Genomic DNA, 12,817 nt, shown 5'->3' with positions numbered 1-12,817 from the left:
GTAAAATGTGTTAAATTGATTTTAAACCCATTTTTTTACCTTTTTCAAGCATTAAAGCATAAGCAGATTTATACTCATTAGGTATGTCGCCTTCTAAAATAGCCTCTTTTATTACTTCTTTAAGAATACCTATTTCTTTTGAGGGTTTTAGATTGAATGTGGCCATTATTTCTTCTCCAGTGATAGGAGGTTGAAAGTTACGTACATGGTCTCGCTCTTCAACTTCAACAATTTTTTGGCGGACAATTTTAAAATTGTTTTTATACTTTTTCTGTTTTTTAGGGTTTTTTGTTGTGATGTCTGCTTCACATAATGTCATTAAATCATCGACATATTCACCAGCATCAAAAACCAGTCTTCTAACAGCTGAATCTGTAGCAATGTCTTGAGAAAGTACAATTGGTCGAGAACTCATCATTACCATTTTTTGAACAAATTTCATTTTGTCATTTAATGGCATTCTCAATCTTTTAAATAGTTTGTATACCATTTTAGCACCAATAAATTCATGCGCATGAAATGTCCATCCTATTTTTTTATCAAATTTTTTAGTTGGTGCTTTACCTATATCATGTAATAATGCAGCCCACCTAAGCCATAAATTTTCGGTGTTTTCTGCTATGTTATCGACAACTTCAAGTGTGTGCCAAAAATTATCTTTATGACGTTGACCTTCTACCTCTTCAATACCTTGTAAAGCAGTTAGCTCAGGTAAAATATAATCAAGTAAACCTGTTTTATGCAATAAAGTAAAACCTACAGAGGGTTTTTTGCTAGCAAGTATTTTGTGCAGCTCATCAACAATACGTTCTTTAGATATAATTTTAATTCTGTCTTTATGTTCTGTTATAGCATTTAATGAAGTTTCTTCAATTTCAAAACTTAACTGAGTTGCAAAACGTATAGCACGCATCATTCTTAAAGGGTCATCAGAATAAGTAATACCTGGCTCTAAAGGAGTTTTGATAGTTTTATTTTCTAAATCTTCAATGCCATTAAATGGATCTAATAATTCGCCATAAGTTTTTTTGTTTAAAGATATAGCAAGTGCATTTATAGTAAAGTCTCTTCTTTTTTGGTCATCATCTAAAGTACCATCTTCTACAACAGGTTTTCTGCTATCAGTATGGTAGCTTTCTTTTCTAGCACCAACAAACTCTAATTCAGTATCGTCGAGCTTAACCATGGCAGTACCGAAGTTCTTAAAGATAGATACTTCAGGTTTTCCTTTTATTTTAGAAGCTACTTTTTTTGCTAAGTCAATTCCGTTACCAATAGCAACTACATCAATATCTTTAGCAGAGCCTCTTTTCAATATAAAATCACGAACAAAACCGCCAATAACATAACAGTCTATTCCAAGCTCATCAGCAGCTTCTGAAATAGTTGAAAAAATAGGATTTGTAAGGGCTAGTTTGTAATTCGTTTGCATCGTGCTATTCTCGGATAATTTTTACTAATCCATCATTTCCGAGTTTAATGATAGATGAAGGTGTTCCTGAATTTTCTTCTCTTTGCAAATTTACCACATAGTCTACACCTTTTAAAATAGCTTGACTAATTTCTTTATAAGTTTGTGGTGTTTGTTTGCCAGCAATATTAGCAGAAGTAGAAACAATTGGTTTTTTAAATTTATTAATTAAGTATTGACAAAATTTATCAGAAGCAACTCTTATAGCAATAGTATTATCTTCTGCAATTAAATTTTTAGAAAGACCAACAGGGTTATCATAAACAATAGTTGTTGGTTTTGTAGCTAAATCAATAATATCAAAAGCAACTTCAGGTACTTCTTTTACGTGTTTTTCTAACATAAAGTCATTAGCTACCAAACAAATCATTGTTTTAGTATTTACACGTTTTTTTAATGCATAAATTTTAGCAACGGCATCTTGGTTAGTAGCATCACAACCAATGCCCCAAACAGTATCTGTTGGGTATAGAATTAACCCTCCGTTAGAGAGTACTTCAATACATTTATTAATTTCTTCTTGCATTTTTAAACTTTTAAAAGGCCAAAAATATGGCTTTAGTTTTTATTATCAATAAATTCATAATATAGATGTGTGTTTAAGACAATAAATTACCATCTAAATAGGTTTAAAAAAACTAAATCTATTTTTTTTACGTAATTTGTGTAAAGGGAATAATAGATGTTATTTAGGAGGATATATGAAGAGTAAGCTATCTGTTTTTATAATTACATATAATGAAGAGCGAATAATTGAAAAATGTTTAAAAAAATTAACTTGGGTAGATGAAGTAATTGTAATAGATTCAGGTAGTACAGATGCTACAATTGAAATTTGCCAAAAATACAATGTGAAACTTTTTCATAAAGATTTTGAAGGATTTAAAGCGCAAAAACAATTTGCTTTAAAGCAAACTAGAAATGATTGGGTGTTAAGTTTAGATGCTCATGAAATTCTTTCAGAAGGGCTTATAAGTGAGATTCAAGATATTTTAAGTAAGACTACAAATGTTGATGGTTATTTATTGAATAGCAAACATGTTTTTTTAGGAAAAATTTTTGAATACGGGCATGAGAGTAGACAATACTACCTTAGGTTATTTAAAAAAGATAAAGTTGCTTTTGATACTAAAAAAGGGTTTGAAAATATTATTGTAAAAGGGAATTCAATTCGTCTAAAAAATCACTTTTTTCATTATTCAGGTAGTTTTATAGGTGATTTTTTGAAAAAAGTAGATATGTCAGCATCTATTTTTGCAGAAGAAAAATATTTAGAAGGTGAAAAATTCTCGATAGTATCTATTTTTTTTAAAGTGAAACTGCAGTTTTTGAGAAAGTATTTTTTACACCTTAATTTTATGAATGGTCGTGAGGGCTTTTATTGGTCTTATATTGCCGCATATTATGTCGGTTTAAAATGTATAAAAGCTAATGAACAATATAAAGAAGTGAAAAAACAACTGCTTTTTTAAAAATTATTAATGATATTTTTATTGTAATAAGTAGCTCTCTATTTTGTTTAATATTTCTTTTTTAGAAAATGTATTAAGTATAAAATTAGATCCTTGTAGTCCCATTTCGTATTGTAAACCTTTATTATTAATAAGCTTCACTATAGCATCTGCAAAGGCATTAACGTCTTGTTCTTTTGTTAATATTCCTGTTTTGCCATTAATTACAACTTCAGGGTTACTACTAATATCAAATGCAACAATAGGTTTGTAACATAAAGATGCTTCTGCAAGAACATACCCAAAACCTTCCCAGTGTGATGATAGTAAGAAAATATCTCCCTGTTCGATGAATTTTTTTGGGTTGTCAATAAAACCAGAAAACTCGACCTCTTTTATTAATTTTAAATCTTCAGTTAGTTTTTTTAATTCATTAGCTAAACTACCATCTCCACCAATAAGCATTTTAAAATCAATTTTTCTTTTTTTCAGCTCATCAGCCACATGTATAAGAAACTGTTGGTTTTTTTGATACTCTAATCTTCCTAAATTTACTAGGGTTGTTATGTCTTTTTTGTTGGTGCTTGAAGTAATGTTTTCATTGTTTTTAAACTCACTTACATCTAATCCGTTATATATAACTTTTATTTTATTTTCAGGAAATAAGTCTTTATTGTTTTCTAATACCGTCTTTTTTGTTGCTATAGAATTTGCAAGAATATCGGTAACAATATTTTTAAAATAAAAACGATTTAGTCCACTGTTTTTTATAGGGATAGCACTTCCTCTACGATAGATAATTCTATTTAAGCCTGCTTTTTTTGCAGCTAAGCCTGCTAGTTTTAAATCTCTAGAAAGGTTAATAATGATAGTTTCAATATTGTGTTTTTTGAATTTATTTTTAAGACTATTTACACTTAAAGGGTTTAAAAAACTTAGGTTATTGATTTTTATTCCAATGCAAGGAACATTATGTTCTTTTAGCTTTTTTATAAGTACACTATCAGTATGGGCTATGACTAAAACAGAATGTCCTTTTTGATGCATATGTAAGCTAGTTTCGAAGTGCCATTTTTCGCCACCACCCCAAGCTTTTACACTATTAAAAAAACAAATAGTCCCCATTTAAAGAATAGATTTATATACGTTATTTACTTCTTCTACTATTTGATCTGCAGAAAATTTTTGAACGAATTTAAAGCTTTTTTCACTAATCGAATTTCTAAGATTTTGGTCAACTAATAACATCTGTATTTTCTCTTTTAAATCATCACTATCATATGGATCTATATATAGAGAATCTGGTCCTCCTGCCTCAGGAAAAACACCACTATTTGAAGTGATTACAGGTGTTTTAGAGTAAAGAGCTTCTATAATAGGGATGCCGAACCCTTCAAAAATAGAAGGGTAAATAAAGATGGTCGCTAATTGATAAATTATAGCAAGTTCTTTAATATTTATGTTCTTTAAAAAGATGATTTTATCTTCTAATTTATGCTCTTTAATATAACTTTTAATAGTATTGGAATAAGTGGTTTCTCGACCTATTAAAACGAGTTTTGTATCAATATTTTTAATAGCTTTTACTATTGTTAATGCATTTTTACGTTCTTCTAAAGTGCCTACATTTAATAAAAAATTGCTGGGCAAATTATGCTTTATACGTACATCTTCTTTTTCTTGATCAGCATATGTTATTTTAAAAGCATCATGGCAAGTTTGATAAATTACTTTGACCTTTTTTGATTCGATTTTTAAATATTGAACAATATCTCGTTTTGTTTGTTCACTAATAGCAATAACTATATCAGCATTTTCTGCTGCTTTTTTAAATTTTAAGAAGTGAATTTTCCTATCAAAAAAAGAGTATAAATTAGGGTGGTGAACAAAAATTAAATCATGAATAGTCACTACACTTTTTATATTGTTTTTACTTAGTCCAGAAGGTAGTTCGCCAGATAAACCGTGGTATAACTCTATTTTGTCTTTTATAAGATCATTGACAACAGCTTTTTGTCGCCAATAATTTTTAAATTTTTTGTAAAATTTTGATGAAGGTAATTTTTCAAAAACATTTTGAGCTTCAGAAGTAAATAAAGCTTCTTGTCTTTTTTTTGGATTGTAAAGAAAATATTGATTTTCAGGATAAAAATTAGCTAATGATCGTATTAAATCTCTTCCGTAATTTCCTAAGCCAGTAGTATTATGGTAGACTCTTTTCGCTTCAAAACCTATTTTCATTTTTGCTTATCTTGAAGTTCTTTAACCTTTATGTATTTTAAAAATGTTCCGAAAGATGCAAATGAACAAATAACAAAACCGTCAAGGCCATCTAAAAAGCCTAATTTAATAAAATAGTTCTTAAAAAATTTCCAAAAAGGACTTAGAAAAATTTTCACAAATCCTACTTTTTTCTTGCTTTGAGAAATATGGCTTCTTGCAGAAATATTTGTGAAGTTATTTACTTTTAAAAAATGCTCTTCGTGAGAGTCATACGCCCAATGTAGCAAATCTCCATTTAATTTTCCTAGTGTAGCGCCTTTATCTAATTCCAAAAAATCATGTGGATTTTTGCCTATCCATTTTCCTGATGATTTCTTAATTAAGCGAATTCTAGAATCAGGGTACCAGTTGGAGTGTTTTATCCACTTTCCACAATAATTATTCAGTCTATTTAATTCGTAACCATCATACTTTAAGTCGTCTTTTATACTTAAAATATGTTGTTTAAGTTCTTCAGATAACGCTTCATCTCCGTCAAGAGATAAAGCGTATTCATGAGAAGTTTGTTTAAGAGCAAAATTTTTCTGTTCTAAATACCCTAAGAATTTTTGTTCAATAAAAACAACATTATATTTTTCGCAAATTTCCTTTGTTTTGTCAGTAGAAAAAGAGTCAACAACAACTATTTCATCAACAATGCCAACTAAAGAAGCGATACATTTTTCAATATACTGTTCTTCATTAAAGGTTATTATTACACCAGAAATTTTACTCATCACTATGTTTTATCACATTCTGTATTAAAACTATACGGCTACATCATACTCTCTAAGAGCATCGTTTAAAGAAGTTTTTTTATTGGTACTTTCTTTACGTTTTCCGATAATTAAAGCACAAGGTACATTATATTCTCCGGCAGGGAATTTTTTAGTATAACTACCAGGTATAACTACTGATCTAGCAGGCACTAAACCTTTACGTTCAACAGGAGTATCACCAGTAACATCTATGATTTTAGTAGATGCTGTTAATACTACATTAGCTCCTAAAACAGCTTCAGACTCAACTCTAACACCTTCAACAACTATACATCTTGATCCAACAAAAACGTTATCTTCTATAATAACAGGAGCAGCTTGTAAAGGTTCTAGAACACCACCAATACCAACACCGCCACTAAGGTGTACATTTTTGCCGATCTGTGCACAACTACCAACAGTTGCCCAAGTATCAACCATAGTGCCTTCATCTACATAAGCACCAATATTTACATAACTAGGCATTAATATTGTACCTGCAGAAATATAAGCTCCGTGTCTTGCAGTAGCTCCGGGTACTACACGAATACCTTTTTCTTTATAACCTCTTTTCAAAGGCATTTTATCGTGATATTCAAAAATACCAGCTTCTAAAGTTTCCATTTTTTGAATAGGGAAATATAGTACTACAGCTTTTTTAACCCATTCATTAATTTGCCAACCATTTTCTGTTGGTTCAGCACATCTTAACTTTCCATCATCTAATAAAGAAATTACAGATCTAATAGCATCTTGGGTTGCAGTTTCTTTTAATAGGTCTCGGTTATCCCAAGCTTTCTCTATTTGTTGTTGTAATTCGGTCATTTTCTCTTAAAATTTCCCCAAATATAAGTCGAACAAGGTAATTAATTGCACTAATTTATAGTTATAACAATTTATCCTTTATTTTTGCAAAAAATATTAGAATGGGTAGAATTGTTGCACTAGATTTTGGGAAAGTACGAACAGGTGTGGCAGTTACAGATGAACTTCAGATAATAGCATCTGGTTTAACAACTGTGCAAACTAAAGATTTACTAACTTTTTTAAGAGATTACGTTCAAACTGAAAATGTAGAAAGAATAGTTGTTGGAGAGCCTAAACAAATGAATAATGAGGTATCAGAATCAGAAGCTTTAATTATTCCTTTTTTAAAGAAATTATCTGATACATTTCCTAAAATACCTATTGAACGCCAAGATGAGAGGTTTACATCTAAAATGGCATTTCAGACCATGATAGATAGTGGTTTGAAAAAGAAACAAAGAAGAGATAAAGCGTTGGTAGATGAAATTAGCGCAACTATAATATTACAAGCATATTTAAATAGAATTTAAGAGTATGGTATTACCAATTATAGCTTACGGAGATCCAGTTTTAAGGAAAGTAGCTAAAGATATTAATCAAGAACATCCAAACCTTGATAAATTAATTGAAAATATGTGGGAAACCATGTATAATGCAAGTGGTGTAGGTTTAGCAGCTCCTCAAGTAGGCTTGCCAATTCGATTATTTGTTATTGATACAACGCCTTTTTCTGATGATGAAGATTTAGCAAAAGAAGAGCAAGAAGCTTTAAATGGATTTAAAAAAGTATTTATCAATGCTACAATCGAAGAAGAGAGTGGTGAAGAATGGGTTTTTAACGAAGGTTGCTTGAGTATACCTGACGTTAGAGAAGATGTTAGTAGACAAGACACTATCGTTATTTCTTACTTAGATGAAAATTTTAAAGAACAGAAAGAAACATTTGATGGTTTAAGAGCTAGAGTAGTACAGCACGAATACGACCATATTGAGGGAGTTTTATTTACGGATAAGCTTTCAAGTTTAAAAAAGAGATTGATTAAGAATAAATTAGGTAATATATCAAAGGGAAAAATAAATTCTGAATACAGAATGCGTTTTCCTGATATGAAAAAAGGAAGGTAATCTTGTTTTTTTTATTAATTTAAAAGTTTAATATTTGCCCAGAATTAAAAATTATACATGAGTTTAGATAAAATTTTATCAATAGGAGGAAAGCCAGGTTTATATAAATTGTTAACACAAACAAGAGCAGGTTTTGTAGCAGAATCTTTATTAGATGGTAAAAAAATTACTGTAAGTTTTAAAAATAATGTAAGTGTACTTTCTGAAATTGCAATTTATACGTTAGATGCAGAAGTACCTTTACGAGAAGTTTTTCAAAAAATAAAAGATAAAGAAAAAGGAGAAAAAACTCCTGTTAGCCATAAAGATGATAAATTAAAATTAGAAGAATACTTTTTTGAAGTATTACCTAATTATGATGAGGATAGAGTTTATGCTAGCGACATTAAAAAAGTGGTACAGTGGTATAACTTATTACAAGAGCAGGGGATAAACGATTTTTCTGAAAAAGTAAAAGAAGAAGACACGAAAGAAGCAGCTACTGAAGAGTAAGTTGTATTTTAATAGCTAAAAAGGGGCGTACGTATGTTTTACATATTTACGCCCCTTTTTTATTTTCTTCATCGAAGCTTTATATCTATTCATCTATAGTTTAAACGTTTTTAAAGAACTTGAAGATTGCTTCTGTTAAATAATTGGAAATTAGCACCATAATTAAGTAAAATACCCCAAATAATACAAAATTATGGACAGAAATATAGCAACTGTAGAAAATGATTTAAAAGGAGCTTTTTTTGATATGGCGCATTCGCCATTTGTAATTTTGAATAAAGATTTAGTATTTATTGATACGAATCAAGCAGCAATTTCTACATTAAATGTAAAAAGAGAAGACTTTATTGGAAAGAGTATGTTAGAGTTGTTTCCTTACTTATCTGGAACTGAAAAATATAGTGCTTATCAAAAAGTTATAGAAACAGGGGAGCCAATTGGTCTTGATGAAGTTTTTATTCATACAGATAAAGGTATTTTCAAGTTTATAATTCGAGCTTTTAAAATTGGAGAAGGTTTAGGAATCACTACGCTTGATGTTACGAATTTAATGAATAGCATAGAGCAGCTAAAATCAACACAAACCAACTTAGAAAAGGTTAATAAAAATTTGAAACAAAAAAATCAAGAACTAGAAGAGTTTTCATATGTCGCAGCTCATGATTTAAGGGCACCTTTAACAAACTTGCATAGCTTGTTAGATATGTTAGAGGCGCAGAATGCAATTTCAGAAATAGGAAAACCTATATTTAAAAAAGTGCAGTATGTAGGAAACCAGATGTGCGATAAGTTAAAAGCATTAAATAATGTAATTGCTTTAAAATCAAGCCTTGGGAAAAGAAAAGAAGAGATTAGCTTTTCGGCAATTATAAACAAAATTAAAGTAACACATTCTGAAGAAATATTGAATAGTAGAACAATAATTAAAGAAGATTTTTCGAGTTGTCCAACAATTTTATATGATCCTATTCAATTTGAGAGTATACTACATAACTTGATTTCTAATTCAATAAAATATAAACACCCTAAAAGAAAACCTGTAATATATATAAAAACTAAAATTGTAAATGGTAAAAAAACACTTACAATTAAGGATAACGGAATTGGTTTTGATGAAGACATAAATCCTAATAAAATATTCGGTTTATTTAAAAGAATGCATACACATGTTGATGGTTTAGGTGTAGGTTTATATATAATTCACTCTATAATAAACAACAATGGAGGTGGCATTAAAGTAAATAGTAAAATAAATAAAGGAACAGAATTTAAAATAAATTTCTAATGATAGAGCAATCAAAAAAGCCATTTAAGATTTTACTTGTAGATGATGATGAAATCACAAATTTTATCACCATTAATAAGCTAAAGCATTTAGGTTTTGAAAATGTAAATGCAGTAGAAAATGGCCAACTAGCATTAAAACATTTAGAAAAAAATTATGCAAATTTAATAGTTTTAGATATTAATATGCCTGTGATGGATGGTTTTGAGTTTTTATCGTATGTAGAGGAAAACAACCTTTACAATGGAACTCCTATTATCATTTTAACATCATCAGGCAGACCATCAGATAAGGAAACTGCTGATAATTATGAGTCAGTAATTGACTATCTAGAAAAGCCATTAGATTTTAAAAAAATACAACAAATACTTTTAAAAATGAACTCTTAAAATACTATTCGTTAAAAAGGATACAAACAGGAGTAGGAGCTTTTATTTCAGATTTAAAGGTTAATAACCCAGTTTTTACATCTCTTTTAAATGATACTAAATTATTTGTATCTTGATTAGCGACAATCAGATATTTATTATCTGGAGATAAAGAAAAATTTCTTGGATTTTCACCTTTTGTAGATTCTAAACCAACTAAAGAAAGTGAGTAATCATTTGAATCAACTTTTAGTATAGCAATACTATTATGACCTCTATTAGAGGCATAAACAAAGTTACCGTCATTAGAAATTCTGATATCTGCAGCTTTGCTAAAGCCAGTAAAGTTATCGGGTAATATTGATACTGTAGTTTTTTTGGAATACTCTTGATTTTCTGATTTTAAAACAGTAGTTATTGTATTATCTAATTCATTTAAAACATAAATTATTTTCTTATTTGGATGAAACACAAGGTGCCTCGGTCCTGCACCTTCAGCCATAGCGAGCTTGCTAGGTTTATTATTTATTAGTTTGTTAGTTTCTGTATTTATTTCAGAAAACCACAACTCATTTGTTCCTAAGTCTATTGCTATAACTTTATTAGCATCATCTTTATCAAACCAAGCAGAATGGGCGTGTGGAGCTTCTTGTCTTTCGGTGGTGCCTTTTCCAAGATGCTGTTGTACATTTAGAATATTACTAATTTTACCATTGGTGTCTAATTTCAATAAACCTACGTTTCCGCCACTATAATTAGAAGTTAAAACATATCCATTTGTATTAATAATTATATGGCAAGGGTTTGCACCACCAGATGATGATTTGTTGATCAGCTTTAAACTGTCATTTTCTATTTCAAAAGATTCAACAAAACCTACATTATCTTTATTTACTTCATTAACAGCTAAAACGTATTTTTTATCAGGACTTAAAGCTAAAAAAGAAGGGTTTTCAGAAACAGCAGCTAGACCAATTTTAGTTAAGATACCATTACTACCTAAGCTATATTTATAAATACCCTTACTATCTTTGTCAGTATAAGTACCAACATAAAATTCACTAACTTTATTTATTTCAACTATTTCCTTTTTCACTTTTTTTTCGTCTTTACAGCTTATTAAAACTAATGTTATAAGTAAAATAATATAGGTTTTCATTTAGTTTGTTTTATATTTAAATTATTCAACTTTTACTTCAGTATCTAAAGGTTTAGATACCCAATCTATTAATTTAGACTTATAGAAGTTGACATTCATACGTTCAAGGTATGGTACTTGATTAGCTAATCTTTTTTTGTAGTCATCCCAATCTCTATTATCATCGGCTGTCCAACCTAATTCAGCATAACCAATAATTCTAGGAAAAGCTAAATATTCTAACTCTGCCATGTTTGTTATAGTTTCAGACCACAGAGGAGCTTCAATACCTAAAATGTTATCTTGTGGTAGCTCAGGTATGTATTTTTCAGGAGACCAATTGTAAGCGCTATCTACGGGTATATAAGCAGCCCAATGTAACCCATATTCAGAAAGACTATCATATTCCATATCTAAATAGGCTTTTTTAGCAGGCGACATGATAATTTTCATTTCATTTTTAGCAGCTCTAATAGCGTTAGCTTCAGCGCTCCAATGTTGAGCAATAGAATTAGTACTTAAAGATGCTTGTGTTATCTCATCCCAACCAATCATTTGTTTGCCATGCTTTTGAACAATTTTTTCTACTTTAGAAACAAATTTAACGTAATCTCTTTTTTTGGTAACATGACTTTCATCTCCTCCAATATGAAAATAAGGTCCAGGAGATATGGTAGCTATTTCTTTAATAACATCATCTATAAAAGAATAAACAGTGTCTTTATTAGCATCAAAAGTACTAAAGCCAACATGTGTTCCTGTATATGTTTTCGGAGTTTTTCCATTCCCGTTTAAAAAAGGGTATGCAACTGAAGCAGCATTAGTGTGTCCAGGCATATCTATTTCAGGAATAATAGTAATATGATGTTTAGCGGCAAAAGAAACAATATCCTTATAATCTTCTTGAGTATAAAAACCACCTTTTCCACCACCAACTTCGGTTCCGCCAGAGGCTACAGTCAAATTTGGCCATGATTTTATTTCAATTCGCCAACCTTGATCGTCAGATAAATGTAGGTGAAGTGCATTTATTTTATAATAAGCTAAAAGCTCAATATATTTTTTGACATCTTTAACTGAAAAAAAATGCCTTGCAACATCTAGCATAGCACCTCTGTATTCAAAAGTAGGGCTATCAATAATTTTGCCAGTTGGCACTAGCCACATTGGGTGTGTTGTAATAGTATCGTTACTTTTTGTAGGGATTATTTGTCTTAACGTTTGTATGCCTCTGAATGCTCCTTCTGCTGTTTTAGAGTTTAAAATAATAGAGTCTTTAGTGATGTATAATTGATAAGATTCTTTAGTTTGTAAATCAGTACTATCAGATTGATTAATGAAAATAATTCGATCAACAGTTTCTGAATTAGTTTCATTAACAGGAATTGTAAAAGCAGTAATTTCTTTTATTTTTTCTGATAAAAAATCTCCAACTTCTTTAAAACCTTCTGTTGTTTGCGAAGTGTATATTACTGTGTTTTTATCTAAACCAAAAGCAGAATTAGTAGCAATTGTTTTTGAAGGCTTCGGTATTATATTTTCTGAAAGTAAATCCGTTTCTGGGAAATTTAAGATAATCTTTTTCTTGTTTTCTCCACATGAAATAAATACGATAGAAATAAGTATCAATAGTACTCCAATAAATAAATTTTTCTTCATT

The 12,817-nt window shown here is 29.7% G+C and carries 14 protein-coding genes; 6 read left to right on the top strand and 8 right to left on the bottom strand.

Going from position 1 to position 12,817, the window contains the following annotated elements:
- Window positions 1-10: 10 nt before the first annotated feature.
- Together H0I23_RS09555 and H0I23_RS09550 are read right to left on the bottom strand one after the other, a co-directional pair.
- Complete coding sequence (locus H0I23_RS09555; RefSeq protein ID WP_216783009.1) at window positions 11-1,432, bottom strand: CCA tRNA nucleotidyltransferase; 1,422 nt, start codon at window positions 1,430-1,432, stop codon at window positions 11-13.
- A gap of 4 nt (window positions 1,433-1,436) precedes the next feature.
- On the bottom strand, window positions 1,437-1,997 hold the full coding sequence (locus H0I23_RS09550) for an L-threonylcarbamoyladenylate synthase (RefSeq protein WP_216783008.1): 561 nt from the start codon (window positions 1,995-1,997) through the stop codon (window positions 1,437-1,439).
- A 175-nt stretch (window positions 1,998-2,172) separates the two neighbouring features.
- Here H0I23_RS09550 and H0I23_RS09545 point away from each other — a divergent pair, with 175 nt between their 5' ends.
- A complete protein-coding gene (locus tag H0I23_RS09545) occupies window positions 2,173-2,943 on the top strand; it encodes a glycosyltransferase family 2 protein (protein ID WP_216783006.1) in 771 nt (256 codons plus the stop codon).
- Window positions 2,944-2,961: 18 nt separating this feature from the next.
- On the opposite strand, the gene H0I23_RS09540 is transcribed toward H0I23_RS09545, so the two are convergent.
- The 4 genes from H0I23_RS09540 to H0I23_RS09525 are packed head-to-tail and all read right to left on the bottom strand — an operon-like array spanning window position 2,962 to window position 6,767.
- Window positions 2,962-4,047, bottom strand: a complete 1,086-nt coding sequence (locus H0I23_RS09540) for a glycosyltransferase (protein WP_216783005.1) — start codon at window positions 4,045-4,047, stop codon at window positions 2,962-2,964.
- On the bottom strand, window positions 4,048-5,163 hold the full coding sequence (locus tag H0I23_RS09535; protein WP_216783003.1) for a glycosyltransferase family 1 protein: 1,116 nt from the start codon (window positions 5,161-5,163) through the stop codon (window positions 4,048-4,050). It abuts the gene before it with no gap.
- Window positions 5,160-5,921, bottom strand: a complete 762-nt coding sequence (locus H0I23_RS09530) for a glycosyltransferase family 2 protein (RefSeq protein ID WP_216783001.1) — start codon at window positions 5,919-5,921, stop codon at window positions 5,160-5,162. The genes H0I23_RS09535 and H0I23_RS09530 overlap by 4 nt, the downstream gene beginning before the upstream one ends.
- A gap of 30 nt (window positions 5,922-5,951) precedes the next feature.
- Window positions 5,952-6,767 carry a 2,3,4,5-tetrahydropyridine-2,6-dicarboxylate N-succinyltransferase gene (locus H0I23_RS09525; protein ID WP_216783000.1) on the bottom strand — a complete coding sequence of 272 codons (816 nt, stop codon included), beginning with the start codon at window positions 6,765-6,767 and terminating at the stop codon, window positions 5,952-5,954.
- Between the two features lie 101 nt (window positions 6,768-6,868).
- Here H0I23_RS09525 and ruvX point away from each other — a divergent pair, with 101 nt between their 5' ends.
- The 5 genes from ruvX to H0I23_RS09500 all read left to right on the top strand — a co-directional run bounded on the left by ruvX (window position 6,869) and on the right by H0I23_RS09500 (window position 10,040).
- The gene (gene ruvX / locus H0I23_RS09520; RefSeq protein ID WP_216782998.1) at window positions 6,869-7,279 is read left to right on the top strand and encodes a Holliday junction resolvase RuvX; all 411 of its coding nucleotides are present in this window, start codon (window positions 6,869-6,871) and stop codon (window positions 7,277-7,279) included.
- A 4-nt stretch (window positions 7,280-7,283) separates the two neighbouring features.
- The gene (gene def / locus H0I23_RS09515; RefSeq protein WP_216782996.1) at window positions 7,284-7,874 is read left to right on the top strand and encodes a peptide deformylase; all 591 of its coding nucleotides are present in this window, start codon (window positions 7,284-7,286) and stop codon (window positions 7,872-7,874) included.
- Between the two features lie 57 nt (window positions 7,875-7,931).
- A complete protein-coding gene (locus H0I23_RS09510) occupies window positions 7,932-8,366 on the top strand; it encodes a DUF5606 domain-containing protein (protein WP_216782994.1) in 435 nt (144 codons plus the stop codon).
- Window positions 8,367-8,559: 193 nt separating this feature from the next.
- Window positions 8,560-9,651, top strand: a complete 1,092-nt coding sequence (locus H0I23_RS09505; protein WP_216782993.1) for a PAS domain-containing sensor histidine kinase — start codon at window positions 8,560-8,562, stop codon at window positions 9,649-9,651.
- Entirely contained in the window at window positions 9,651-10,040 is a 390-nt protein-coding gene (locus tag H0I23_RS09500) for a response regulator (RefSeq protein WP_216782991.1), read from the top strand. The genes H0I23_RS09505 and H0I23_RS09500 overlap by 1 nt, the downstream gene beginning before the upstream one ends.
- 4 nt (window positions 10,041-10,044) lie before the next feature.
- Here the strand turns inward: H0I23_RS09500 and H0I23_RS09495 are convergent, their stop codons facing one another.
- Both H0I23_RS09495 and H0I23_RS09490 read right to left on the bottom strand, forming a co-directional pair.
- Window positions 10,045-11,178 (bottom strand): lactonase family protein, encoded by a 1,134-nt coding sequence (locus H0I23_RS09495; RefSeq protein WP_216782990.1) that lies wholly within the window; start codon window positions 11,176-11,178, stop codon window positions 10,045-10,047.
- Between the two features lie 21 nt (window positions 11,179-11,199).
- Window positions 11,200-12,816: a family 20 glycosylhydrolase gene (locus H0I23_RS09490; protein ID WP_216782989.1), complete on the bottom strand. Its 1,617-nt coding sequence runs from the start codon at window positions 12,814-12,816 to the stop codon at window positions 11,200-11,202.
- Between the last annotated feature and the right edge of the window lies 1 nt (window position 12,817).

The organism is Cellulophaga sp. HaHaR_3_176, from assembly GCF_019021925.1.
Classification (GTDB): domain Bacteria; phylum Bacteroidota; class Bacteroidia; order Flavobacteriales; family Flavobacteriaceae; genus Cellulophaga.
This window is presented reverse-complemented; position numbering and strand designations above follow the sequence as displayed.

Excerpts from the sequence above, each read along its gene's own strand:
- H0I23_RS09555 (WP_216783009.1), bottom strand. The coding sequence starts at position 1,432 with ATGCAAACGAATTACAAACTAGCCCTTACAAATCCTATTTTTTCAACT.
- H0I23_RS09550 (WP_216783008.1), bottom strand. The coding sequence starts at position 1,997 with ATGCAAGAAGAAATTAATAAATGTATTGAAGTACTCTCTAACGGAGGG.
- H0I23_RS09545 (WP_216783006.1), top strand. The coding sequence starts at position 2,173 with ATGAAGAGTAAGCTATCTGTTTTTATAATTACATATAATGAAGAGCGA.
- H0I23_RS09540 (WP_216783005.1), bottom strand. The coding sequence starts at position 4,047 with ATGGGGACTATTTGTTTTTTTAATAGTGTAAAAGCTTGGGGTGGTGGC.
- H0I23_RS09535 (WP_216783003.1), bottom strand. The coding sequence starts at position 5,163 with ATGAAAATAGGTTTTGAAGCGAAAAGAGTCTACCATAATACTACTGGC.
- H0I23_RS09530 (WP_216783001.1), bottom strand. The coding sequence starts at position 5,921 with ATGAGTAAAATTTCTGGTGTAATAATAACCTTTAATGAAGAACAGTAT.
- H0I23_RS09525 (WP_216783000.1), bottom strand. The coding sequence starts at position 6,767 with ATGACCGAATTACAACAACAAATAGAGAAAGCTTGGGATAACCGAGAC.
- ruvX (WP_216782998.1), top strand. The coding sequence starts at position 6,869 with ATGGGTAGAATTGTTGCACTAGATTTTGGGAAAGTACGAACAGGTGTG.
- def (WP_216782996.1), top strand. The coding sequence starts at position 7,284 with ATGGTATTACCAATTATAGCTTACGGAGATCCAGTTTTAAGGAAAGTA.
- H0I23_RS09510 (WP_216782994.1), top strand. The coding sequence starts at position 7,932 with ATGAGTTTAGATAAAATTTTATCAATAGGAGGAAAGCCAGGTTTATAT.
- H0I23_RS09505 (WP_216782993.1), top strand. The coding sequence starts at position 8,560 with ATGGACAGAAATATAGCAACTGTAGAAAATGATTTAAAAGGAGCTTTT.
- H0I23_RS09500 (WP_216782991.1), top strand. The coding sequence starts at position 9,651 with ATGATAGAGCAATCAAAAAAGCCATTTAAGATTTTACTTGTAGATGAT.
- H0I23_RS09495 (WP_216782990.1), bottom strand. The coding sequence starts at position 11,178 with ATGAAAACCTATATTATTTTACTTATAACATTAGTTTTAATAAGCTGT.
- H0I23_RS09490 (WP_216782989.1), bottom strand. The coding sequence starts at position 12,816 with ATGAAGAAAAATTTATTTATTGGAGTACTATTGATACTTATTTCTATC.